The sequence below is a fragment of the Micromonospora sp. M61 genome (genome assembly GCF_018070245.1).
GTDB classification, from domain to species: Bacteria; Actinomycetota; Actinomycetes; order Mycobacteriales; family Micromonosporaceae; genus Micromonospora; species Micromonospora zamorensis.
In genome coordinates, this window is record NZ_JAGPYA010000084.1 from 1 (window position 1) to 22,999 (window position 22,999).

Here is a 22,999-nt window from a genome sequence, read left to right on the forward strand (position 1 = left end):
CTGGACGGCCCGCAGGCGTCCTTCGGTGACCAGGTGTTCGAGCGGCTGCTGCGCGAACGCATCGTCTTCCTCGGCACCGAGGTGACGGAGGAGTCGGCCAACCAGATCTGCGCGCAGATCCTGCTGCTCGCCGCCGAGGACGCCAAATCGGACATCTACCTCTACATCAACTCGCCGGGCGGGTCGGTCAGCGCGGGAATGGCGGTCTACGACACGATGCGCTACGTCCGCAACGACGTGGCAACCCTGGCGCTCGGCTTCGCCGGCTCGATGGGGCAGTTCCTGCTGTGCGCGGGAGCGGCCGGCAAGCGGTACGCGCTGCCGCACTCGCGGATCATGATGCACCAGCCCTCCGGTGGAATGGGCGGGACCGCCTCGGACATCACCATCCAGGCGGAGAACATGCTGCACGTGAAGCGGACGATGCAGGAGCTGACCGCCCAGCACAGCGGACGGACGCTGGACGAGATCCAGCGCGACTGGGACCGGGACCGCTGGTTCACCGCCGAGCAGGCCCGGGAGTACGGCCTCATCGACCAGGTGCTCACCCGAGCCGAGCAGCTACCGGCGGTCTGAGCCACCCGCAGGCCTGGTCTCGGCGGCGGCACTCGGACAATATCGGTAGCGCTCGCCCGTTAGGGTCACGTCTATGCGTCGACTGATCCCAGCCCTCTCGATTGCCCTCGCCGTGACCCTCGTCAGCGGCTGCGGCACCAATTCCGGCGACCCGGCGGCGTCATCGTCCTCCGCCGCGCCCGCAGCGTCCAAGGTCGAGCCGACCGCCGCCGTCAAGCAGGGCATGGACCGCAGCCTCGCCGGCCCGCTCACCATGGATGCCTCGGTCAAGGCCGGCAACCAGTCGATCACCATGAGCGGAAAGATGGACCCTGCCGCCCGCACGCTGCACTTGACCGGCAAGGCGCCGGAACCGATCGAGGCGCGGCTGATCGGGGATGCCGCCTACCTCAAGTCGGACTCGCTCGACGGCGAGAAGCCGTGGATGAAGATCGACCTCACCAAGCTCAGGCCGAACAGCTCCTTGCGCCAGTCCTTCGACCTGAAGTCGCAGACCGGCCTCATCGGCGGCGTCGTGTCCGCCCAGGAGGTGGGCGGCGGTCGGTACACCGGCGTCGCCGACCTGGAGAAGGCCGCCGAGGCGGCCAGCGGCGAAGCCGGGATGCGGGAGGGCCTCGAGTCGACCGCCAAGCTGGCGAAGGACCCGAAGGCGGTCCCGTTCGAGGCGACTCTCGACGCCGACGGGCGCCTCACCGCGCTCTCCTACACGATCGCCACCAAGAAGCTGGGTGACCTCGTCACCGAGATGCGCATGAGCGACTTCGGCAAGCCCGTCACGGTGGACGCGCCGCCCGCCAGCGACACCGAGGCGGCGTCCGAGGAGATGTACAAGTTCCTCTGACCGGTCGGCTGGTGGGCTGCGGGATACCCGCAGCCCACCAGCCATTGTCTGTGCCCCAGCTCACAGCGCCACCGGTAACAATCCGTTGGACCAGCCCGTCCTTGAGGCAGCACAAACCACAAGGGAGGGCACATGTACGCCGCTTATGTCACGGTCACCATCCTCGCCTCGGTCTTCACCGGAGTCGCCGCCGTCACCTACCTGATCGGCCACGACTACCCGAAGGCCCAGATGGACATGAAGTGCCTGCCACGGGCCTGGATGCCGAGGTTGGGCACGGCGTTGGCAGCCGGTGCGTTGGGGCTGCTGGCCGGGTTCGCCGTGCCACTACTGGGGACACTCGCCGCCGCCGGCCTGGTGTTGTACTTCGTCGGCGCGCTCATCGCGCACCTGCGGGTGGGTTCCCGCCAGCTCGTGGGATGGGCGGTGTTCTTCTCCACCTCGGTGGCGGCGCTGGTCCTGAATCTGGTCCACCACTGGTGATCCGCCCGAGCCGGATGGGGCTTCGCGCGGTGACGTATCCGGCCAATGGTCTTCGGCGGATCTTCGAGGTGCCCCCGGCAGGATTCGAACCTGCGACACACGGTTTAGGAAGAAACTAGCGCCGCCTGCGCTGCCTAGCGTCCTACCAGGACGTATTTGGAATGATTCCCGGCTGGTGCGCCTGATGATTCCGCGCATGTTCCGAATTTTGCTACACGGCCAGACTAGTTGATTACAAGCTTCGCGCGTCGCGTCTGCACCCGTCGGGCAGCCGCTACACGCCGGAACTTCGTCCGTGCTGGGGCTTGTCAGCGTGCCGACTTACAGCGGCGTTGCTGTCGACAGCCCTTTCGCTGGTGATCCAGGCCGCTTCTCTCTCGGAGTCGTCGTAATCCGGTTCCTACGCACCGCCGGCGGCTCGAAGCCGGCCAGCACGCACATACCGACGTCGTAGGCGATCGTGGCCGAATCGTCCAGCAAGTTCGCCGAATTGAGGTAAAGGATAACGGTGACGGCAGCGCGTCGAGGAAGGCGCACAAACGCGGCTTTAGGCAGGACCCCACACGACGGGTGGATGCATAGATCCGTCTCCACCCGTCGTGTGGGGTTTCAATCGACGTCGACGTGGAACTGGTCGCTGACGGCGAGGTCGGCGAGTTGCTGGGCGGTGAACGGCAGCTTCTTCAGCTCCGGCGGTGCCGTCCAGTATCTGTCGGGCCTCGAGATCTGGACGACCTTGACCAGTACCCCGTCCGGGTGCCGGTACACGGCCCACTGGGCGAATCGCGGGGGGTCCTCGTTCCAGCGGGCTTGCGCCACCCCTACCTTCGCTTGGCTGGCGGTCATCAGCTGGCATGTTCCGCGGGGGGGCCAGATCTCCAGCGCCAGGTCGCAGCCGTTACCCTGCCACCGGTTTCCAATTGGAGACTGCGGGGTGTGCACCTCGACCATCACCAACCCGGTCTGCTTCCCTTGGCGTACGTTGAAGTACGCCTGGTAGAACCCTAACGAAAACGCCTTCGGATCAAGCGGATTCAGCGGGTCGTCTCTCACCACGGTGTACCCGGCGGGCAGGGCGGCAATGAGATCGTCGAGCATCTCCCGTGCCCGGTTATTGCGTGCGTCCCACTCCTCCTGCGGCAGGTCCGGCGATCCCAGGTGCGGACAAGATGCCGGTGTGCACCTCACGGCACCGGGCGGCGTGGTCGCCCTCGGATCCGCCGCGCTGTTGGAGGGCGGCTCGGTACCCGCCGGACGGTAGCTACTTCCGCTGCCCAGCACGCCGGTGAACCCGACGGCGGCGACCAGCACGACCGCTGTCGCCGACCCGGCGCAGAACGAGACGACGCGGCGTCGGAACCGGGCGCGGCGACCAGCAGCGAGCGTGTCCGCTGCACTCATCGGTGGGGGAGGGCTCGTGGTCGCCATGACGTCGCGTAGCGCTCCTCGAAACTCGTCCTCATTCATTGATTCCCTCCCTGTTAGTAGCCAAAGTCGGTGCCAGCACCCGGCGCAGCGTTTCTAGCCCCCGCGCAGCCTGGCTTTTCACCGTTCCAGGCGAGCACCCCAGCAGCGACGCGGTCTCTTCGACGGACAGGTCCTCCCAGTACCGCAGGACCAACACGGCCCGCTGGCGAGGAGGTACGCCCGCTAGCGCCCGCAGCAAGACAAGCCGTTCTTCCGGCGAGTCCGCAGTCACGGCCTGTTCCACTGCCTCGCTGGTGACGCGTTCCTGTCGCCACCAGCCACGTCGCCGCTCATCGAGGAAGGTCCGCAACAGGATCTGCCGCACGTACGCGTCGAGTACTTCATGCCGAGATGTGCGATTCCAGGCCATGTAGAGCTTCGTGAACGTGGACTGGACCAGGTCCTCCGCCCGATGCCAGTCGCCACACAACAGGTAGGCGGTCCCGCGCATGGCGTCTGATCGCGCCGCGAAGTACGCCGCGAATGCGGCGTCACGATCGCTCATCCGATGCCTCCGATTCCCCAGTCGGGGATAGTCACGCAGGTTCCGGCTCCGGAGGTTGCATCCAATGAGAAATTCGCAGGGCTGCAGATGGAAGCCGCGCCGCGCTCCGTCCGGCAGAGGCATTGGCGCTGCGAGAGCAGGACTGCGACCTTCCCGAGACGGGATGGGGTCGGCTGACGCTGGCCAAGAGTCGACCCCAGGCGGGCAAGCGGTGGACCGACAGCGGCCAGGTCCATGACGACCGAGGGCTGAAGCACCGTGCCGAGGACGAGCCGCGCGGCGTGCCAATCCCACCCGCGCTCGTGGCGATCCTGCGCGCCCACATCGGACGATTTGGCGTCGCCAAGGATGGCCGGCTATTCCAAAGTGAGCGGGGCAACGTCGTTGCGGCCTCAACCTACTCACGCGTGTGGGAAGAGGCACGTCGGCTAGCTCTGACGCCGCGCCAGGTTGACTCTCCGCTGGCTGGTCGGCCAAACGACCTGCGGCACGCCGCCGTGTCGCTGTGGCTCAACACTGGTGTGCCGGCAACCGAGGTAGCCGACCGGGCCGGACACTCCGTGGACGTACTGCTGAAGGTCTACGCCAAGTGCATCGACGGCGCGGAGGCCACCGTCAACGACAGGATCTCTGAGGCTCTGACCGGGATGGCATGGCCCGTGTGACGGTCGCCGTTCCGGATCTTGCCTCGGTTGTGTCGACTGACCTGGTCGGATGCCTTCAAGGTCATTCCGCTCCCGTTCCGCGACCTACGACAAACGGCGGCTTCCGGTGGCCTGCGGCTGCACATCTGTTCCAATTGAACAGCATTTATATGGGCAGCTCAGGTGGCGTTTCGACTGCGTATTGAGGTGCCCCCGGCAGGATTCGAACCTGCGACACACGGTTTAGGAAACCGATGCTCTATCCCCTGAGCTACGGGGGCGCGAGCGCACAGTCTAGCGACCTGGGCGCTCACCTGGGGTGGCAGGGAGTGGCCCACGTTCACCCGCGTCACCCGGACCCCTGTTCTCCCAGCCCAGGACCACACCCGGAGTCTTCATGTGAACTCCGGATGATCTTGGTGGGCAGGGTGGAGTGGCCCTGCGGACCGTCGGTATCCGGGCAGCACATCGATGTGCAGGTGGGCGGGGTGGTCGGCGAGTTTCGGCAGCACCATCCGATCGGGTGTGTGCAGCAGGTGCGCCATAAGGAGTCCGTGGGCCCCCGTTGTTATCGGTTCAGCAGTCGTACGGACGGTCGGTGCGGGCGGCTGCCAGGGTGTGGGCCCACCAGTTGAGCTGGCGCACCATCTCGGCGAGGGCGGCTTCGACGGGCCCGGGGTCGCGTAGCTCGCCGTCGTCGAACACGTCGTGCACGTTTGGGATCAGGACGCTGGTGCGCATGGTGGGGACGTGCAGTTCGGCGAAGACGTTCCGTAGCTGTTCCACCGCGCGCAGTCCGCCGGAGGCGCCGCCGTAGGAGACGAAGCCGAGGGGCTTGGCTCGCCACTGTTCGTATGGAGTGTCGATGGCCGTCTTCAGGGGGCCGGGATAGCCGTGGTTGTACTCGGGCGTGACGATGACGAACGCGTCGGCCTTGTCGACACCTTTGGTGAACCGCTCGGCGTCGCCGCCACCGGCCAGATCGTCGGAGAGGTCGAGTTCGGCCAGGTCGATGTGGTCCACGCCAGCGTCGGTGTGCCGGGGGAGGTGGCGCAGGAACCACCGTGTCACCGTCGGGCCGATCCGGTCGGGGCGGACGCTGGCGGTGATGACGGCGAGGGAGTAGGGGTCACGCATCGTGATCTCCTGTCGGCGGTCGGAGTTCCAGGTCCGGGGCGGTGGGCCGGTCCCCGTCGGGTGGGGGGAGGGTGGCGATGAGTTCTCGGATCTCCGGCGGGCTCAGGGCGAGGCTGAACTCGGAGTCGAGGACGGCGCCGTACTCCTCGTCGGTCAACGACCGGGTGCGGGTCAAATCGCCCGGGCGTTCCTCGCTGTAGTCGCGGCCGATGAGCCGCCGGATCGCCGTGTCGTGCTTGCGGACGACGATGCACTGCTGGGTGAACGGCGAGTGTGGGCTGGTGGCGGTGTTGTGGTTGGCGACCTCGACGTCGACCGGGTACTGCGGCTCCTCGGTAAAGGTCAGCAGCGTGGTCCAGCTGTCGGTGGTCCGCTCACGCAGCCGCCAGGCGCCGTCCTCGCCGAGCCGGAGCTGGTACTCCCACGCGCCTTGGCGCTGCGGGGCGCCCTCGACCAGCGGCAACGGTTCAAGCAAGCCGGAGCCGAAGCCCACGTCGGCCAGCCACACCTGGTCGCCGTCGTCCACCCGCAGGACCAGGTGCGAGCGCGGGCGCGGTTGCTCGGCCGGGTCGCCGGTACGGGCGAGCAGCCTGTCCACCCGGTAGCCGAGGTGCTGGAGTACCGCACCGAAGAGCACCCCGTGCTCGTAGCAGTACCCGCCGCGGCCGGCGTGGACGAGCTTGTCCTGCACCCGTGGCAGGTCGACCTCGACGCCCCGGCCGAGCATCACGTCCAGGTTCTCGAAGGTGATCGCGGCGATGTGGGCCCGGTGCAGGTTACGAAGGGTCATGCCATCCGGCATGGTCGGGCCGCGGTAGCCGACCCGGCGCAGGTACGCGTCGAGATCGAGTGCGTCGATCAGCCAATGTGTCGTGGGACCGATGGCTCCCAGCGGGGAAGCCTGTCGAAGGGTCATGTCACATTCCTCCCAGTCGGTGACTCGGCACGGGGCCGGTGCTGGAGCGGACGACGAGTTCGGTCGGCAGGGTCAGGCGATTCGGCGTGTTGTCAGGGTCGAGCAACATGCGCGCCATCAGCCGGCCCTTCTCGTGGATGGGCTGACGGACGGTGGTCAACCCGGTCGAGGCCGCCAGGGGCACGTCGTCGAAGCCGGTGACCGACAGATCGCGTCCGACGCGGAGCCCCTGGACGGTGGCAACCTCGACGACGGCGGCGGCGAGCACGTCGCTGTCCGCGGCGATCGCCGTCGGGCGGTCGGGGGCCGCGAGGAGCGCTGTCGCCGCCAGGCGCCCGGCGGCGGCGGCGTTGTTTCCTCCACTGACGACGCGCACTCGGGCCCGAGCAGGCAGCGCCTCGCGGATGCCGGCGAGCCGGTGCCGCGAATACGGGTAGAGCGCTGCCTCTTCCTCGACAGTGATGGCGCAGCCCGGCTCGCCCGGGGAGGAGACCACCACCGCCACCTCGTGGTGGCCGAGGTCGGCAAGGTGGCGTCCGATCTCCCGACCCGCCTGCCGGTCGTCGATCAGCACGCAGCGACCTGCCGTCGTGTCGGAGGAGCGGACCAGGGGAAGCGAACGCTCGGACAGGGCACGGACAGCCGGATGATCGTCGGTGAGCCCGTCGGCCACCGCACCATCGATGACCGCCCGGTGCACGGCGTCGAGCGACTCGCGTACCTGCGCGTCGCTTAGCCCGGCGACGACAGGCGCGAACGGGATGAGCACCAGACTCGTACGGCTCTGCGCCAACGTCTCGGCGAGGCCGCCGAGCAGAGCGAGGACATAGGGATCACTGAAGGCGTACGTCAGCTCGGTCGTGAAGATGACGCCGATCGCGTTGGCCCGCCCAGTCCGCAACGACCTCGCGGCGGCATCCGGTCCGGAGTAACCGAGCTCGCGTGCCACCGCCAGGATCCGTGACCGCATCTCCGGCGACAACCGGTCCGGGCGGTTGAAGGCGTACGACACCGACGCCGTCGAGACCCCGGCCGCCTCAGCGACCGACCGCAGTGTGACCCGCATGCCCATGCCCCTCCTCATGTTAATCGTTTAACATGGTGCATTGTGGAAGGTGAGACGTCAAGGACAGGCCCCCGACCGGAAGATCGGTCGGCTCGCGCGCAGCCCGGTGATCATCGACTCGGTCGCTGGCTCGCGGAGGTGCACGAAGCCACCTTTCGGCGCGCTCTGCCCGCCACGCCGCCCTCGCCACCAGCCGGCCTGACGGACGCCCGCACGCCTACCAGGAGAATCGCTTGTCTGGTAACAACTCCGCACGGCACCCGTCCCGACGGTCCCACCGCGACAGATGTTCGTAAGAAGTTAGGCGAGCGGGCCGGGCATCGCGCGTACCCGATCGATGGGTCTTAGCGTGAACCGGAACGGAACGTGATGAGCCGGCCACAGTTCGAGGGTCGGCTCGTCGGGGGCGGCGTCGGCGGACGGCTGACCCGGCGGACATCGGGACGAGGAGTCGGACAGTGGCGAGCTGGGTGCAGGTGGAACGGCGGATCGGTCTCTCGCGGACCGGGTGAAACAACGTTTCGCGATGGGGACGAACAAGACGATCGCCACGCTGCGCAAGGATGGCGGGCCCCGCATCAGCGCGTGTGAGGTCGAGTTCCGGGACGGCGAGGTGAAGCTGGGCATGATGCCCGGGTCGATGAAGCTGCTCGACCTGCTGCGTGATGCCCGGATCGCCATCCACTGCCCCACCATCGAGCCGACCGAGGAGCAGTCGGACGGCTGGCCCGGGGACGCCAAGCTGGCCGGTGTAGCCGTCGAGGTACCGGAGCCGGCCGACAACACCGTGGAGGGTGCCCGGTTCTTCCGCGTCGACGTGCGTGAGGTGGTGCTGACCTACGTCGCCGAGACCCGTGACCACCTCATTGTCGAGTCCTGGCAGGAGGGCCGCGGGGTCCAACGTCGGCCGCGTTACTGAGGCTCCGCCTGGCCGATTCTCAGGCCGGGCGGACTCAGCCTCGGCGGTCGGCCGCGAGCTCGGGATGCCGCTCCGGCTTCGAACGGGACTGCCGGTACGCGAGCAACCACGGGATCGGCACGAGCGCCATGAGACCGCCGGCCACCGCCACCGCGGCGAACCCGCCCCCGGCGAAGAGTGCTCCGGCGGCCAGGCTGGCGACGATCGACGCGGTGAAGACGATTGCGTCCACGCCACCCTGTACCTCGCTGCGCTCCACCGGGTCCAACTGCCCGCTGAGCATGCTGCTGCTGCCGACGAAGACGAGGTTCCAGCCGTATCCGAGGAGGAACAGGCCCGCCGGGAGTGTCGTCGTGTGCCCGGTTGGGGCGATCCCCACGATCAGGGCGGCCGCGACGAGGAGGACGACCCCGGCGCTCACCGTCCAGCGCCCACCCCAGAGGTCGGACAGACGACCGGACAAGGGGGCCAGTGCGAACATGCCGATCATGTGGGCGCTGAGCACCATGCCGACCACGTTCAGGCCGTGGTGCTGATCGTGCAGTTGCAACGGGGTCATCGTCATCACGGTGACCATTGAGAGGTGGGCACCGAGCATCGCGCACAGGGCGGTGGCCACGGCGGGGAGCCGCACCAACGCGCGAACGCGGGACAGGGAGAGCGCGGACGGTCGATTCACACGCGGTGGCTCGCCGGACGGTGGCAGCACCCGGGTGATGGTCAGCGCCACGATGACGAGCACGACCGCGGCGAACACCGTGCCGGACAGTGCCGGCAGGCGCATGGCTTCGGCGAGCCGGCCGGCGGGCGCGACCAGGTTGGGGCCGGTCAGCGCGCCGACGGTGCCGGCCCAGACGATGATGGACAGTGCGGACGCCTTGCGATCCTCGGGGTACATGTCCGCCGCCAGGTAGCGCGACACCTGGGCGCCACCGTTGCCGACGCCGATCAGGACCAGCCCGACGAGCAGGGCTGCCAGGCCGGCGCCGGCCGCGCCCGCGAAGGCGGCGACGGCCCCCGCGACCGCCGACGAATACACCACGGTCAGCGCGAACGACCCGCCCCGACGTGCCGTCACCGCGCCCAGACCCAGCGCACCGATCGCGGACCCGAGCACTCCCGCCGCGTTGGCGAAGCCGCTCAGGCGGGCCCCCGCACTGTCGGCGACGATCAGGGTGCTCACGGTGGTGACCGCCACGGTCGCCGTATTCATCATGGCCACCCCGACGAACAGCGAGGTCATCGCTCGCGCGCGGGAGGGTGGAGCAATTCCGTGTCGTAGAAACCCCATCCTTGCAGCCTAGAAATTCAGTAGTCGATATAGAATTTCATGCGTTTCACAGATGCGCGATCAGAGATCCGTTTGTCAGGTGAGGACAGGCGATGACTTTTCAAGTGGAAAAGGCGCTCGACGACGTCGACTGGCAGATCATCCGGGAGCTTCAGCAGGACGGTCGGCTGTCCATCCGCGCCCTCGGTCGGCGGGTCAACCTGTCGGCCCCGGCGGTCGGAGAGCGGGTCCGGCGGCTGGAGGACTTCGGTGTCATCACCGGATACCAGGCGCGGATCAACCCGCGACTTGCCGGATACCCGCTACTGGCGTTCGTGGAACTTCGGTGCGCGCGCGGACAATGCCTGCTGAACACGAGTTCGGCTGCCGAGCATCCGGAAATTGTCGAGGTCCACAAGCTGAGCGGTGGGTACTGCTCGATGTTGAAGGTACGCACCACCTCCCTTGAGCACCTGGAAGGGCTGCTCGAACGCCTGGGGCGACACGGCGACGTCCGATCCAGCGTGGTGCTCTCCAGTCAGCACGAGGACGACCGGGTCACCCCGCCGCACGAGGTGTATCGCGGCGCCACCCGGCACGCAGGCTGGCAGCCCCGGTGACGAGCCGGGGAGCGGCGGGGCCGGTCAAGCAACTCCGGCTCCTCGGTCCTCGTGCGCTTGAGCTGGGCGCAGCGGTGCCGCCGACCTTTTGGCAGCCAAATGCACCCAACGCAGGTTCTTTCCGTCCGGTTTGGCGCGGCAGCTCGGGGTACGGCCACCTGATGGAAGGCGATCGAGCGAGGGAGGCGGCGGTGGCGGACGCGACGGTGGCGGACCTGGTGGTGTCCCGCTTGACGGACTGGGGTGTGGACCGGGTCTTCGGCTATTCGGGTGACGGCATCGACGGGGTGATGGGGGCGCTGCGTCGGGCCGGGCAGCCGGAGTTCGTGCAGGCCCGACACGAGGAGACGGCCGCGTTCATGGCGTGCGGTCACGCGAAGTACACCGGCGGGCTGGGGGTGTGCCTGTCCACTCAGGGGCCGGGTGCGGTGCATCTGCTCAACGGCCTGTACGACGCCCGGCTGGATTCCCAACCGGTACTCGCCCTGGTCGGCCAGCAGGTGACGTCGGTGCTGGGCAGCGGTTACCAGCAGGAGATCGACCTGGTACGCCTCTTCGGCGACGTGTGCGCACAGTTCGTGCAGACCGCGTACACCGCGGAGCAGTTGCCGATGCTGCTGGACCGCGCGATCCGGACGGCCCTGGCGACCCGCAGCCCGACCTGCGTGATCCTGCCGCACGACGTGCAGACCGCGCCCGCTCCCGACCTCGGTGCTCAGCAGCACGGGATCATGGTGACCAACCCCGGGTTGCCCGTGCCGGAGCTGCGGCCCCGCGCCGATGATCTGCGGGCCGCCGCGGATCTGCTCAACGCCGGACAGCGCGTGGCGATCCTGGTGGGCCAGGGCGCCCGCGCCGCCGCCAACGAGGTGGTCGAGCTGGCCGAGGCGCTCGGCGCGGGGGTGACAGTGTCGCTGCTCGGCAAGCCGGTGTTGGACGAGGCGATGCCGTTCCACACCGGCGTGATGGGTCACCTGGGCAGCACCGCCAGCAGTTTCCTGATGAGCGAGTGCGACACGCTGCTGATCGTCGGCAGCAACGACCCCTGGTCCGAGTTCTACCCCGCGCCGGGGCAGGCCCGGGCGGTGCAGATCGACATCGACGGCCGACGCCTGGGCATGCGCTACCCGGTGGAGGTGCCGCTGCTCGGTGATGCCGCCGAGACGATCCGGGCCCTCCGGCCGCTGCTCACGCCCCGACCGGACCGGAGTTGGCGGCAGCGCGTCGAGGCCGAGGTGACCCGCTGGCGGGACATCGCCCGGCAGCGGGCCACCGCCGAGGCCGAGCCGCTCAATCCGCAGTACGCAGTGCACGCGCTCACCGACCGGCTGCCCGGAGACGCGCAGGTGTCGGTGGACGTCGGGTCGGTGACCTACTGGTACGCGCGGCACCTGCGGCTGCCCGTCGGTGTCGACGCGCACCTGTCGAGCACCCTGGCCTCGATGGGCTCGGCACTGCCGTACGGGTTGGCCGCGAAACTCGCCGCACCGCACCGACCGGTGGTGGCCCTCGCCGGTGACGGTGCCATGCAGATGAACGGGTTGGCCGAGCTGCTCACCGTGGCGCACCGCTGGCGGGACTGGGCGGACCCGCGCTTCGTGGTGCTGGTGCTGCACAACCGCGACCTGGCGGAGGTGAGCTGGGAGCAGCGGGAGATGGAGGGCGACCCTCGCTTCGTCGACTCGCAACGACTGCCGGACGCCCCGTACGCCCGTTGGGCCGAGCTGCTGGGACTGCAGGGCTTCCGGGTCACCACCCCCGCCGAGGTCGATGCCGCCTGGGACCGGGCCCTGTCGGCGGACCGTCCGACGCTGATCGAGGCGATCGTGGATCCCGCGATCCCGTTGCTGCCGCCCGCGCAGCCGTACGAGAAGGTCGCCACCATGTACCAGGCGCTCGGCCGGGAGGACACCGACCTGAGTCGGCGGGCGCTGGCACACCTGCGTCGCGAGCGGGCCAGCGAGGGCTTCGATGACCCGCAGTGACCAGCGGGCAGGTGTCACGTTCGGGTTCTGGGGGACATATCGCTGAGTCGGTGACGGGCGGCGAACGAGAGCAGGGGGAAGCCCATGGGCCTGGCCAGGCAGTCGGCGCACGCCTTCGTGGGCAGCGCGCTGGCGGTGGTGATCGCCGGGCTGGTCGCCCTCGTCACGCAGCAGCCGTGGCTGTTCCCCAGTCTGGGGCCGGCCGTGATGTTGCATGTGGAGAAACCACGATCACCTGAGGCTTCGCCGCGTAACACGTTCATCGGGCACGCGGTCGCCCTGCTGGCCGGGTACGTGTTCCTGATGGTCTGTGGGCTCGCCGACGAACCCTCCGCGCTGCAGGAGGGGGTGAGTGGGCCGCGGATCGTGGCGGTGGCCGGCTCGCTGGCGGTGACCGTGTTGGTGTTGATGCTGCTGAAAGCGTCCCATGCCCCGGCCGGGGCAACGACGCTGATCGTGAGTCTGGGTCTGCTGCGTACGCCGACGCAGTTGCTCATCGCGGCCGGTGCGGTGGTGCTGGTCACTGTCGTTGACTGGTTGTACGGGCGGGTGTCCGGACGACCGATGCCGCTGTGGGCGGCACCCGAGCGGTAGTCGAGAGGAGTGCGTCGTGGTTGACCGGATCGCCGAACCGTGGGGTGAGCGAACCCCGTACGGGCCGGGGCAGGAGTGGCCGGTACGGGTGGACCGGTATCTGGCCGACGGTCGGGGCGATGCCGACGTGGACCGGTGGGTGCAGTCCGCGTCGGTGCTGCACTCCAACGGCGACGCCATGGACATCGGGGTCGCCGACGGGCGGATCGTGGGCGTGCGTGGCCGCGCCGTGGACCGGATCAACCGGGGCCGGCTCGACCCCAAGGATCTTTACGGCTGGCAGGCCAACCACAGCCCGGACCGGTTGACCCGGCCGCTGGTCCGTGACGGTGACCGCCTGGTCGAGGCGGACTGGGACACCGCGATGGGCCGAATCGTGGCCCGGTCGAAGGAACTCCTCGACGGGCCGGGGGGATGGGGGCACTTCGGCTTCTACACCAGCGGCCAACTCTTCCTTGAGGAGTACTACACCCTCGGCGTGATCGGCAAGGCCGGCCTCGGCACGCCGCACATGGACGGCAACACCCGGCTCTGCACTGCCACCGCCGCGGCGGCGATGAAGGCGAGCTTCGGCACCGACGGCCAGCCCGGTTCGTACACGGATGTGGACCACTGCGACGCGATCGCGCTGTGGGGGCACAACGTGGCGGAGACGCAGACGGTGCTGTGGATGCGGATGCTGGACCGTCGACGAGGGCCGAATCCACCGGCGATGCTGGCGGTGGACCCGCGCGCCACCCCGGTCGCCCGGGAGGCCGACCTGCACCTCGCGGTCCGCAACGGCACCAACATGGCCCTCATGAACGGCCTGCTGCGGGAGATCGTTCGGCGGGGCTGGTACGACCGTGACTACGTCGACGCGCACACAGTGGGCTTCGACGAGCTGTGCCGGATCATCGACGGTTACCCCCCGCGCCGGGTCGCCGACATCTGCGACGTGCCGGCAGCCGACGTGGAGCGCGCCGCCGAGCTGCTCGGCTCGTCGCAGCGGCTGCTTTCGACGGTGTTGCAGGGCTTCTACCAGTCGAACCAGGCCACCGCCGCCGCCTGCGCGGTCAACAACCTGCACCTGATCCGCGGCATGATCGGCCGGCCGGGGGCGGGCATCTACCAGATGAACGGTCAGCCCACCGCGCAGAACACCCGGGAGACCGGCGCCGACGGCGACCTGCCCGGCCTGCGCAACTGGGACAACACCGCGCACATCGAGGAACTGGCCCGGCTGTGGAACGTCGACGTCGACATGATCCCGCACTGGGCGCCGCCGACGCACGCCATGCAGATCTTCCGGTACGCCGAGCAGGGCTCGATCAAGCTGCTCTGGATCACCGCCACCAACCCGGCCGTCTCGTTGCCGGACCTGGCCCGGATCCGGCGGATGCTGGCCAAGCCCGACCTGTTCGTGGTGGTGCAGGATCTCTTCCTGACCGAGACCGCCGAACTGGCGGACGTGGTGCTGCCCGCCGCCACCTGGGCGGAGAAGACCGGCACGTTCACCAGCGTCGACCGGACGGTGCACATCTCCGACAAGGCGGTCGACCCGCCCGGCGAGGCGCGCACGGACCTCGACATCTTCCTCGACTACGCCCGCCGGATGGACTTCCGCGACCGTGACGGCCAGCCGCTGATCCGGTGGACCGGGCCGGAGGAGGCGTTCGAGGCGTGGAAGGAGTGCAGCCGCGGACGGCCCTGCGACTACACCGGCATCACGTACGAGAAGCTTCGCGGCGGCTCCGGCATCCAGTGGCCCTGCACTGAGGAGCATCCCGACGGCACCGAGCGCCTCTACACCGACGGGACCTTCAACACCGACCCCGACTACTGCGAGACGTACGGCAACGACCTGGACACCGGCGCCGAGTTCACCGAGCCGGAGTACCGCGCCAAGGAGCCGCGCGGCCGGGCGTTCCTGCTCACCGTCGACTACCAGCCCTCACCCGAGGTGCCCGACGACGACCACCCGATGCTGCTCACCACTGGTCGTACCGTCTACCAGTTCCACACCCGGACGAAGACCGGCCGCGCCCCGCAGCTCAACCAGGCAGCCCCGGACGTGTGGGTGGAACTCAACCCGGACGACGCCGCCCGACTCGACATCGCCGAGGGCGACCTGGTTGGCATCTCATCCCCGCGCGGCGCCATCCAGGCCCGTGCCCGGCTCTGCGGCATCCGTCCGGGTGTCGTCTTCGTGCCGTTCCACTACGGCTACTTCGACCAGGATCCGGACGACCGCACACCGCGCGCGGCGAACGAGCTGACCATCACCGCGTGGGACCCGGTCTCCAAGCAGCCTCTGTTCAAGGTCGCCGCCGTGGCGGTGGCGAAGCTCGCCGACGGCCGGGGCGTACCCTCGCCGGCGCCCACGGTCGGCGGCAGCGCGCCGCCCCCGGACGCCCACGTGCCGTCGACCGTCGGCGGGCCGGCCGCCGAGGCCACCAGCGGAAAGGAGTGAGCCGTGCACCTCGCCCACTACCTCGGCCTGCTGCACCGCGCGCAGGTCAATCTGGCAGACGCTTTCCGGCAGGTCGGCGACGCGCACGCAGAGGAACCCGACATCCGCCACCTGTGTCAGCGGCAGGCAAAGCGCTGCGACGAATACGCCGAACAGCTCCAACCGTTCGCCGCCCGCTACGCCGAGGACGCGCCCGACGAACCCGACCGGCTGTACTCGCAGCTCTTCTCGGGCACCCGCACCGGCGGCATCGGCCTGCTGCGTGACCTACAGGACCTGTACCTGATGGCCGCCGAGTGCGACATCGCCTGGACCGTCGTCGGCCAGGCGGCGTACGGGGTCCGCGACCAGGATCTGCTCGCGGTGGTGCGGCGCTGCGAGGGGCAGACCGCCATCCAGCTCAAGTGGCTGCGTACCCGGATGAAGGCCGCCGCGCCCCAGGCGCTCGTCGTCGCCGACTGACCCGCGCCCGGCTCGACCGGAGCCGTTCTCCTCACACTGCCGGCAGGCGTGAGCGGGCTTCCTCGGGGTAGGAAGACGCACGGGTCAAGACATGCGCCCTCCAGCCTCCCGGGTGGCGTCTCGTGCCGCTGCGGGTGGCGTGGCCGTTGCGGAGCGGAGGCGTCATGTGGGAGACCGGCACATCTGGTGAGCGCGCGGACCGTCGACCGGACCGGCTCGGTGACCCGATCATGTCGTTGGCCCTGACCTGTGCGGGCTCGACGAAGCTGATCACCGTCTCCGGTGAGATCGACATGAGCAACGCACACCTGCTCACCGAGTTGGTGGCGTGCGCCTGCGACTCGTCGGCGCCGGTGGTCGCAGTGGACCTCTCCGCGGTGCGGTTCTTCAGCGCGCACGGAGTGAGCGCGCTGCTGCAGGCTCAGCACATCGCGGTGACCGCCGGAGCCGCGTTCATCCTGCGTGACCCCGCGCCGTGCGTCACCTACCTCCTCGCCACGTCCGGTGCCCTGGGGGACTTCCGGCTCAACCGCGGCGACGGACACCCTCCACGTCCGCGATCGACGGCCGTCGAGCTGGCGACACCCCTGCGGGCAGATCCCCTGACCAGCGGCTGATCGTGGCCCGGGTCCTGCGCCGCAGCCAGGTCGACCGGAACAAGGCCGTGGGGCCTTGTGACAGCAACCCCGCAAGAGATAGATAGATTTGCATGTGTCTTTAGCTTCCGGTATGAAGGCTGCAAGCACGTTCGGTGCTGGTTCTTCGGGAGGAGCGACGATGAAACATGCCCTGCGCCGCCTACGAACGGTGGCCGTCGCGCTCGGCGCCGGCACACTCGGGCTGAGCTTGCTGTCGGTACCGGCCGCCGAGGCGTACTCGGTTCAACCACTCGCGCCGCAATCCCAGCGGGCACCCGAAGCAGACCAGTTCTCCGCCGAGGGCGTCACCACGGTCGGCGAACTCCGGACCATCGACGGCTCGCTGTCACACGCACAGGAGGGCGGGAAGCAGATCATCCGGCACCCCGGCGCGTCGTACGTCAAGGTGCACTTCAGCTCACTGCGCCTGGCCGACGGTGAGTACGTGACCGTGTCGAGCCCCGACGGTCGGGAGAGCTACCGGTACGACCGCCACCTGAACCGGGCGACCGGCGCGGACTACACCACCGACGGACAAGCAGGCTTCTGGGCGATGTCGGTGGACGGCGACACCGCTGTGGTGACGGTGCACAGCAGCCGCTCCTCCCGCACCAGCGCCGCGACCATCGACCGGTTCTGGCGCGGCTACGACGCCACCGAGATCAAGCAGCACAACTTCACCACGCAGTCCGTCTGCAGCACCGACGCCCGCCGCGACGTGGTCTGCTACCAGAGCAGCCACCCCAACGAGTACGCCAAGGGCAGGGCGGTGGCGCGGCTGCTGATCAGCGGTGGCGGGATGTGCACCACCTGGCGGGTCGGCAACACCAACCGCATGCTGACGAACAAGCACTGCTTCTCGACGCAGTCCGCCGTCAGCGGCAGCGAGATGCAGTTCAACTACCAGTGCGCCACCTGTGGCGGCTCGAACCCGGGCGCCGGCACCAAGGTCAGCGGCGCCACCCTCTACAAGGTGAGCAGCGGCGGCTCCAGCCAGCTGGACTACACCCTGTACTCGGTGAACAACTTCGCCAACATCCAGTCGTTCGGCACCCTGTACCTGGCGACGACCGCCACCACCACCGGCACCCGGATGTACGTCCCGGGCCATGGCGACGGCAACCCGAAGCGACTGTCCATCTACGAGGACACCCAGAACGGCGCGACGTGCACGGTGAAGAACGCGAACTACAACACCTACAACATCAGCTACAGCTGTGACACCTCCGGCGGCAACTCGGGTTCGCCGGTGCTGAACGCCAGCCACCGGGTAATCGCCCTGCACCACCTCGGCGGTTGCCCGTCGAACCAGGGCGCGAAGGCGCACCTGATCTACAACGAGATCGCCAGTCTGATCGACAACGGCTGACGACCGACGTCACGAGGGCCCGGAGCCAGCTGGCTCCGGGCCCTCTTTCTGCCGTGCTCAGGGACTGGTGCAGGTGACGTTGCTCGGCGGGGTGGCGCCGTCGCCGGTGGCGGTGAACCCGAACGTGGTCGAGGCGTTCGCGCCCAACGTGCCGTTGTAGGCGGCGTTCCGCACGGTGACGCTACCGGTGGTACCCGTGTTGGTGCCGCTCCACAGGCTGCTGATGGCCTGGCCGCCGGCCAGGGTCAGGCCCACGGTCCAGCCGTTGAGTGTCGTGGCCGTGGGGTTGGCCACCGTCACCTCGCCCTGGAAGCCACCGGGCCAACTGTTGACCGCCCGGTAGGTGGCGGCGCAGGTGCCCGGCTCGCCGGTCGGCGGCGGAGTGGTGGGTGGCGGAGTGGTCGGGGGCGGGGTCGTCGGCGGCGGAGTGGTGGGTGGCGGAGTCGTGGGTGGCGTGGTCGACTCGAACTGACTGAAGAACCGCCAGATCTCACCCGAGGTCCACGTCCGGGAGTCGTTCGGGCTGCCGGACCCGTCGACGGGGCTGGGGGTGTGGTCGCCGTCGAACGCCGCCCACTGCACCGGGTAGCCCGCTCGACATCCGGCGTACGCGGTGGTGATGTGGGTGAGGCTGCCTCGGCTCGGCTCGCGCGGGCTCTGCGCGGTGCAGCCGTTGTTGCGGACGAACGTGTCGCGCAGTTGCCGACCCTGCGAGATGTTCAGCACGCTGTCGAAGGTGCCGTGGATGCCGAAGTAGGCGACGGGTTGGGTGCCGCCGTTGCATCCGCTGAGGTTGGCACCGGACAGGACGGTGACCGCGCGGATGACGGTGGGCCGGGCGCAGGCCACCGCGTAGCTCATGGCCCCGCCGTAGCTCCAGCCCAGCGCGAAGCGCTGGGTCGTGTCGACGCAGAGGTCGTTCTCGATCTGTCGGGAGATGTCGTCGAAGAGGGTCAGGTCCCGACCGTTGGTGTTGGCCCAGCCGGCGTTGAGGCCCTGCGGCGCGACGAAGATCGTGCTGTTGTTCGACAGCGGCTGAAGCCCGTAGTAACCGGCCGAGGTGACGTTGTTGGCCGAGCCGTTCAACCAGTGGAAGCCGAAGATCAGTCGGTAGGGGTGGTTCCGGTCGTACCCGTCCGGGATCCGCACGTTGTAGGTACGGCTCTGTCCGCTGCTCTGGATCGTGCGCGTTCCGTTGGTCAGGGTGGGGGCCTTGCCGCAGCCGGCGGTGGCCGCGAGGGTCCCGTTGGTGGCGGCGACCGCTGTCGCACCGAAGCCGCCGCTCAGTGCGCCGCCGGCGGTGGCCGCGAGGAGAAGTGCCGCGGCCATGATGGATGGGAGGAGATACCTACGTTTCAGCATTGCGTGGGCTCCTTGCCGTAGGGCCGTGTCGGCCGGCGACGGAATGCGGTCGCCTGGCATCGACTGGGGTGCCCGGACAGGTCACCGACCTGGGGCCGGCGGGAGAGGGCGTGCGGCGGCACGTCTTCGCGACTGGCTGCGGTGACCGGGAGCGTGCCCTTCACTCCCGGATGAAAGATAGCATGTTATCGATAACATGCTGAAGCGTTCGCGCCTCTCCGGGGCACGACCCAGGCGGTCGGGCCGCCCGCTCCGCAGCGCTACGACTACCTGCTCACCGGGGAAGGCCCAGCCGTCCGCGCCGAAACACCGGGACGGTAGGTGCCTATGCTCAACCCGTGGAGGACAACGAGGAGGGCGTGCTGACCGGGATGTTGCAGGCGGCCGAGGAAGCAGCACCGGTCGAGGCGGTCGAAGCGGTTACCGGCACCATCGCCAAGGCGTTGAACGCGCTCAGCGTCTCGCTGCTCATCGCCGATCTCAGCGGCCGGGCGCTGGTCCGGCTGACCCACCAGACAGCCACCGGCCACCCCGGCCGTCATCAGGGCGAGGAGGCCGCCGAGGTCCTCCCCTTCGACGGCGGGCCCTACGAGCAGGTGCTGCGCCAGCAGACCGTCCAGCTGCTCCACGGCGACGGAAGGTGCAGGGTGCTCGCACCCGTCACCGAACGCGGCGAGACCATCGGCCTGCTGGAGATCGACCTGCTGGACGAGCCGGACGTGGCCGTGCTCGCGCGGATCGCCCGCACTGCGCACGCGCTGGGATTCGTGGTCATCGCCAACCGCCGGCACACCGACCTGTTCGAATGGGGCCAGCGCAGCACCCCGTTCACCCTCTCCGCCGAGATCCAACGCCGCCTGCTGCCGGCCTCGTTCACCTGCGAGGCCGGAGCGTTCGCCCTCTCCGGGTGGCTGGAACCCGCTGCGAGCGTCGGCGGGGACACCTTCGACTACAGCGTGGCCCGCGACGTGCTGCACGTCGGCGTCACCGACGCGATGGGCCACGGCGTGGCCAGCGCGCTGACCGCCACGCTCGGGGTGGGCAGCCTGCGCAACACTCGCCGGCGCGGCGACAACCTCGTCGCCCAGGCCGAGGAAGCCAACCGGGCCCTCGCGGAGCACGCCAACGTACGCGGCGCCTACGTGACCGCCGTGCTCGGCCGCATCGACCTGGCGACCGGGCGCTGTGAGCTGCTCAACGCCGGGCACGTCCCACCGACACTGGTCCGCGAGGGCCGGGCTGAGACGCTCGAACTGCCCGCCAACTTCCCACTGGGCATGTTCGCCGACGAGGGCTACCGCAGCGAGACGATCACCCTGCTGCCTGGTGACCGGCTGGTCGTCGTCACCGACGGAGTGCGCGAACGCAACGCCGCCACGTTGGATCTGCCCGCCGCTCTGCTCGGCATCGCGCATCTGCATCCGCGCGAGGCGGTCCGGGCGCTGTCCGACGCGGTGCTGGCAGCCGCCGGGCCGGTTCTGGCCGACGACGCCACACTGCTCATCATCGACTGGTACGGCGGCCACGAGCTGCGATCAAGCACCGCTGGCGCTGACACCGCCCGCGCCAGCCCTCACCCGCAGTGAGGCGGTCATGACGCCGCCGGTGACGCCTCCTCGGCATCCTGCACGGTGTCGAAGATTCCGATGACCCGGTCCACCGAGGTGATCGACAACACCGTACGCACCGAGCGGCCGACCCCCGCCAGGGCGAGCCAGCCGTTCCGCGCACGCAGGTCCTTGTGGGCGACCACCAGCACCCCCAGGCCACTGGAGTCCATGAACCCGACGTCGGTCAGGTCCACCACCACCCGGGCGTCGTCCTCCACCGCCTGACTCAACCGGTCACGCAACTCCGGTGCGGTGCTCATGTCCACGTCACCGGCGACCTCGACCACTGTGCCGATCCGCCCCTGCCGCGTCGACAGCGTGAAGTCCACGTAACGCCCTCTCGATTGGTGCAGTTGGTGGCTCGGCGACACTGCGCCGCGCTGGACCCACCGTGCCAGAAAACCCTGCCGATCGCTTGTTCGCGTGGGCCTGGATCACGTCCTGGATGGTCGGGCCGCCCATTCGGCGGCCACCTCCTGCGGGTCACCGTTCATGAACAGCGGGGGCTCGTGCAGCAGGAAGTCGCGGTGGCTGATGTTCCAGGCGTACGCCCCGGCCATGGCGAAGGCCAGCACGTCACCCACGCCGATCGGCCCGGCGGTGGCCGACCGGGACAGCACGTCCTTGGGGGTGCAGAGCTGCCCGACCACGGTGACCGGTCCCCCGTCGGTACGCACCCCGTCGACACCACGTCGCCGGTGTACGCGGAACGGCTGCGCGTGCCCCTTCGCCGCCGGTGTACGCAGGTGGTGGGTGCCCCCGGCCACCACCACGAACCACTCGCCGTAGGAGCGCTTCACGTCGATGACCTCGGTGAGGTACGCCCCGCAGTAGGCGGTGACCGACCGGCCCGGCTCGATGCGCAGCCGCACCCCCGGGTGGGCGTCGAGGACGTCCGCGAGTGCCCGGCCGTAGCTGACCCAGTCGAATCGCGCCGCCGGGTCGGTGTAGTCGACGGCCATGCCTCCGCCGACGTCGACCTCGGCGGCACCGACCTCGGTGACCGCCCACTCGACCACGGCAGCGGCGACCGCACCGGCGAGAGGGGCGTCCAGCCCGCTGGCCAGGTGGGCGTGGATTCCGCGTACGTGGATGCCGGTGGGTGGTCTGCGGGCGCACTCGACCGCGTCCGCCGGGTCCATGCCGAACGGGCTGGGCCCGCCGCCCATGACCAGGCTCGCGCCGGGCGCCTCGACCGGCAGGTTCACCCGCAGCAGCACCTGGGCCGAGGTGCCCGAGGCGGCGGCCAGCGCGCCGAGTCGCCGAAGTTCGGCGGGCGATTCGACGTGGATGCGGTGCACCCCGGCGGCGAGGGCGGCGGCGAGGTCCGCGTCGGTCTTGCCCGGCCCGGCGTACGCGGCGGGGGGCCGCCCCGGCAGCACCTCGGCCAGTCTGCGCAGCTCACCACGGCTCGCGGCCTCGAACCCGTCGACGGCCGGGGCAAGGGTGCGCAGCACACCGGGGTCCGGGTTGGCCTTGACCGCGTAGAGCAGCTCCACCGGCTGGGGCAGCGCCGCCCGAATGGCCCGGGCCTGCGTGGCCAGCGCGTCGAGGTCGTGGACGTAGACGGGCCGCGTCACAGTGACCCGCCCAACGGGTTGGGCACCGGCACGAACGGCGCGGCCCGGTCCGCGTCGCGTCGCCACCGGACCAGCAGGTTCGCCTTGGCCAGCAGCGGCTCACCGTTCAGCAGCGCGCGCAGCTCGGGTGGGTCGTCCAGGTCGGCGGCGACCGCCTCGACGACGGCCCGCAGCTCCTGCCACAGCCGCCGTTCGATTCCCGGTCGCGCGTCGGCGAGCGCCCCGCAGATACCACCGAGGTGATTGACGAACAGGCAGTAGACGATCCGGCGCCGGGCGTCCAGGGGGCCGTAGCGGACCTGCGCGGGGACGCCGTCCGGCCAGGTCGCCCAACGCTCGGCGTCGAGTTTCACCCCCTCCAGGTCGCGCAGCAGCATGCGTACCGGGCGACGGTCGCGGTCGAGCACGACGACAACGTTCTGCAGGTGTGCCTCGTGCACGACGCCGTGGCTGAGCCAGCAGCGCAGCACCGCCGGCACCAGCAGCCCGACGTACGCCCGCCA

Annotated in this window: 23 protein-coding genes and 1 tRNA gene; 13 read left to right on the forward strand and 11 right to left on the reverse strand. The window is 69.4% G+C overall.

Annotated features, from left to right (window positions below; translation table 11 throughout):
* From KBX34_RS30415 to KBX34_RS30425, 3 genes are all read left to right on the forward strand, one after another.
* Positions 1-576 (forward strand): ClpP family protease (locus KBX34_RS30415; RefSeq protein WP_282102707.1); only part of this gene is annotated, 576 nt, incomplete at its 5' end.
* A gap of 73 nt (positions 577-649) precedes the next feature.
* Positions 650-1,417, forward strand: coding sequence for a hypothetical protein (locus KBX34_RS30420; protein WP_141907789.1), 768 nt, complete (start codon positions 650-652; stop codon positions 1,415-1,417).
* Between the two features lie 132 nt (positions 1,418-1,549).
* A complete protein-coding gene (locus KBX34_RS30425; protein ID WP_210928423.1) occupies positions 1,550-1,900 on the forward strand; it encodes a DoxX family protein in 351 nt (116 codons plus the stop codon).
* Between the two features lie 609 nt (positions 1,901-2,509).
* Here KBX34_RS30425 and KBX34_RS30430 read toward each other — a convergent pair.
* Positions 2,510-2,998, reverse strand: coding sequence for a hypothetical protein (locus tag KBX34_RS30430; RefSeq protein ID WP_210928425.1), 489 nt, complete (start codon positions 2,996-2,998; stop codon positions 2,510-2,512).
* A 361-nt stretch (positions 2,999-3,359) separates the two neighbouring features.
* Positions 3,360-3,872, reverse strand: a complete 513-nt coding sequence (locus tag KBX34_RS30435; RefSeq protein WP_099850257.1) for a SigE family RNA polymerase sigma factor — start codon at positions 3,870-3,872, stop codon at positions 3,360-3,362.
* A 122-nt stretch (positions 3,873-3,994) separates the two neighbouring features.
* On the opposite strand from KBX34_RS30435, the gene KBX34_RS30440 reads away from it, so the two are divergent.
* Complete coding sequence (locus tag KBX34_RS30440; protein ID WP_247672412.1) at positions 3,995-4,537, forward strand: tyrosine-type recombinase/integrase; 543 nt, start codon at positions 3,995-3,997, stop codon at positions 4,535-4,537.
* Between the two features lie 187 nt (positions 4,538-4,724).
* Here the strand turns inward: KBX34_RS30440 and KBX34_RS30445 are convergent.
* The 4 genes from KBX34_RS30445 to KBX34_RS30460 all read right to left on the reverse strand — a co-directional run bounded on the left by KBX34_RS30445 (position 4,725) and on the right by KBX34_RS30460 (position 7,635).
* Positions 4,725-4,797, reverse strand: a tRNA-Arg gene (locus KBX34_RS30445).
* A gap of 295 nt (positions 4,798-5,092) precedes the next feature.
* The gene (locus KBX34_RS30450) at positions 5,093-5,653 is read right to left on the reverse strand and encodes an NADPH-dependent FMN reductase (RefSeq protein WP_210928427.1); all 561 of its coding nucleotides are present in this window, start codon (positions 5,651-5,653) and stop codon (positions 5,093-5,095) included.
* Positions 5,646-6,569, reverse strand: coding sequence for an arylamine N-acetyltransferase (locus KBX34_RS30455; protein ID WP_210928429.1), 924 nt, complete (start codon positions 6,567-6,569; stop codon positions 5,646-5,648). The genes KBX34_RS30450 and KBX34_RS30455 overlap by 8 nt, the downstream gene beginning before the upstream one ends.
* Before the next feature lies 1 nt (position 6,570).
* Positions 6,571-7,635, reverse strand: a complete 1,065-nt coding sequence (locus KBX34_RS30460; RefSeq protein WP_210928431.1) for a LacI family DNA-binding transcriptional regulator — start codon at positions 7,633-7,635, stop codon at positions 6,571-6,573.
* 526 nt (positions 7,636-8,161) lie between these two features.
* Between KBX34_RS30460 and KBX34_RS30465 the strand changes: the two genes are divergently transcribed.
* A complete protein-coding gene (locus KBX34_RS30465) occupies positions 8,162-8,554 on the forward strand; it encodes a pyridoxamine 5-phosphate oxidase (protein WP_247672413.1) in 393 nt (130 codons plus the stop codon).
* 34 nt (positions 8,555-8,588) lie between these two features.
* Here KBX34_RS30465 and KBX34_RS30470 read toward each other — a convergent pair whose 3' ends face one another.
* A complete protein-coding gene (locus KBX34_RS30470; RefSeq protein WP_247672414.1) occupies positions 8,589-9,797 on the reverse strand; it encodes an MFS transporter in 1,209 nt (402 codons plus the stop codon).
* Between the two features lie 140 nt (positions 9,798-9,937).
* Here KBX34_RS30470 and KBX34_RS30475 point away from each other — a divergent pair, with 140 nt between their 5' ends.
* From KBX34_RS30475 to KBX34_RS30505, 7 genes are all read left to right on the forward strand, one after another.
* Complete coding sequence (locus KBX34_RS30475) at positions 9,938-10,444, forward strand: Lrp/AsnC family transcriptional regulator (RefSeq protein ID WP_210792414.1); 507 nt, start codon at positions 9,938-9,940, stop codon at positions 10,442-10,444.
* Positions 10,445-10,605: 161 nt separating this feature from the next.
* Positions 10,606-12,429, forward strand: coding sequence for a thiamine pyrophosphate-requiring protein (locus KBX34_RS30480; RefSeq protein WP_247672415.1), 1,824 nt, complete (start codon positions 10,606-10,608; stop codon positions 12,427-12,429).
* 84 nt (positions 12,430-12,513) lie between these two features.
* The gene (locus KBX34_RS30485) at positions 12,514-13,023 is read left to right on the forward strand and encodes an HPP family protein (protein ID WP_210928437.1); all 510 of its coding nucleotides are present in this window, start codon (positions 12,514-12,516) and stop codon (positions 13,021-13,023) included.
* 16 nt (positions 13,024-13,039) lie between these two features.
* The gene (locus tag KBX34_RS30490) at positions 13,040-15,475 is read left to right on the forward strand and encodes a molybdopterin oxidoreductase family protein (protein WP_210928439.1); all 2,436 of its coding nucleotides are present in this window, start codon (positions 13,040-13,042) and stop codon (positions 15,473-15,475) included.
* A gap of 3 nt (positions 15,476-15,478) precedes the next feature.
* The gene (locus KBX34_RS30495) at positions 15,479-15,937 is read left to right on the forward strand and encodes a hypothetical protein (protein WP_210792418.1); all 459 of its coding nucleotides are present in this window, start codon (positions 15,479-15,481) and stop codon (positions 15,935-15,937) included.
* Between the two features lie 164 nt (positions 15,938-16,101).
* A complete protein-coding gene (locus tag KBX34_RS30500; RefSeq protein WP_210928441.1) occupies positions 16,102-16,554 on the forward strand; it encodes an STAS domain-containing protein in 453 nt (150 codons plus the stop codon).
* A gap of 160 nt (positions 16,555-16,714) precedes the next feature.
* Complete coding sequence (locus tag KBX34_RS30505) at positions 16,715-17,944, forward strand: serine protease (protein ID WP_210928444.1); 1,230 nt, start codon at positions 16,715-16,717, stop codon at positions 17,942-17,944.
* A gap of 57 nt (positions 17,945-18,001) precedes the next feature.
* On the opposite strand, the gene KBX34_RS30510 is transcribed toward KBX34_RS30505, so the two are convergent.
* Positions 18,002-19,306 (reverse strand): cellulose binding domain-containing protein, encoded by a 1,305-nt coding sequence (locus KBX34_RS30510; RefSeq protein ID WP_210928446.1) that lies wholly within the window; start codon positions 19,304-19,306, stop codon positions 18,002-18,004.
* Between the two features lie 338 nt (positions 19,307-19,644).
* Here KBX34_RS30510 and KBX34_RS30515 point away from each other — a divergent pair, with 338 nt between their 5' ends.
* Positions 19,645-20,892, forward strand: coding sequence for a PP2C family protein-serine/threonine phosphatase (locus KBX34_RS30515; protein WP_210928448.1), 1,248 nt, complete (start codon positions 19,645-19,647; stop codon positions 20,890-20,892).
* Between the two features lie 5 nt (positions 20,893-20,897).
* Here KBX34_RS30515 and KBX34_RS30520 read toward each other — a convergent pair whose 3' ends face one another.
* The 3 genes from KBX34_RS30520 to KBX34_RS30530 all read right to left on the reverse strand — a co-directional run.
* Positions 20,898-21,245 carry an STAS domain-containing protein gene (locus KBX34_RS30520; protein WP_088951341.1) on the reverse strand — a complete coding sequence of 116 codons (348 nt, stop codon included), beginning with the start codon at positions 21,243-21,245 and terminating at the stop codon, positions 20,898-20,900.
* Between the two features lie 105 nt (positions 21,246-21,350).
* Positions 21,351-22,496 (reverse strand): alanine racemase, encoded by a 1,146-nt coding sequence (locus tag KBX34_RS30525; protein ID WP_210928449.1) that lies wholly within the window; start codon positions 22,494-22,496, stop codon positions 21,351-21,353.
* Positions 22,493-22,999: ferric iron reductase (locus KBX34_RS30530; RefSeq protein ID WP_247672416.1), on the reverse strand; the 507-nt coding region annotated here is incomplete at its 5' end. The genes KBX34_RS30525 and KBX34_RS30530, both read right to left, overlap by 4 nt.

Coding starts and splice junctions, on each gene's coding strand:
- KBX34_RS30420 (WP_141907789.1), top strand. CDS start 650: ATGCGTCGACTGATCCCAGCCCTCTCGATTGCCCTCGCCGTGACCCTC.
- KBX34_RS30425 (WP_210928423.1), top strand. CDS start 1,550: ATGTACGCCGCTTATGTCACGGTCACCATCCTCGCCTCGGTCTTCACC.
- KBX34_RS30430 (WP_210928425.1), bottom strand. CDS start 2,998: ATGCTCGACGATCTCATTGCCGCCCTGCCCGCCGGGTACACCGTGGTG.
- KBX34_RS30435 (WP_099850257.1), bottom strand. CDS start 3,872: ATGAGCGATCGTGACGCCGCATTCGCGGCGTACTTCGCGGCGCGATCA.
- KBX34_RS30450 (WP_210928427.1), bottom strand. CDS start 5,653: ATGCGTGACCCCTACTCCCTCGCCGTCATCACCGCCAGCGTCCGCCCC.
- KBX34_RS30455 (WP_210928429.1), bottom strand. CDS start 6,569: ATGACCCTTCGACAGGCTTCCCCGCTGGGAGCCATCGGTCCCACGACA.
- KBX34_RS30460 (WP_210928431.1), bottom strand. CDS start 7,635: ATGCGGGTCACACTGCGGTCGGTCGCTGAGGCGGCCGGGGTCTCGACG.
- KBX34_RS30465 (WP_247672413.1), top strand. CDS start 8,162: ATGGGGACGAACAAGACGATCGCCACGCTGCGCAAGGATGGCGGGCCC.
- KBX34_RS30470 (WP_247672414.1), bottom strand. CDS start 9,797: ATGACCTCGCTGTTCGTCGGGGTGGCCATGATGAATACGGCGACCGTG.
- KBX34_RS30475 (WP_210792414.1), top strand. CDS start 9,938: ATGACTTTTCAAGTGGAAAAGGCGCTCGACGACGTCGACTGGCAGATC.
- KBX34_RS30480 (WP_247672415.1), top strand. CDS start 10,606: ATGGAAGGCGATCGAGCGAGGGAGGCGGCGGTGGCGGACGCGACGGTG.
- KBX34_RS30485 (WP_210928437.1), top strand. CDS start 12,514: ATGGGCCTGGCCAGGCAGTCGGCGCACGCCTTCGTGGGCAGCGCGCTG.
- KBX34_RS30500 (WP_210928441.1), top strand. CDS start 16,102: ATGTGGGAGACCGGCACATCTGGTGAGCGCGCGGACCGTCGACCGGAC.
- KBX34_RS30505 (WP_210928444.1), top strand. CDS start 16,715: ATGAAACATGCCCTGCGCCGCCTACGAACGGTGGCCGTCGCGCTCGGC.
- KBX34_RS30510 (WP_210928446.1), bottom strand. CDS start 19,306: ATGCTGAAACGTAGGTATCTCCTCCCATCCATCATGGCCGCGGCACTT.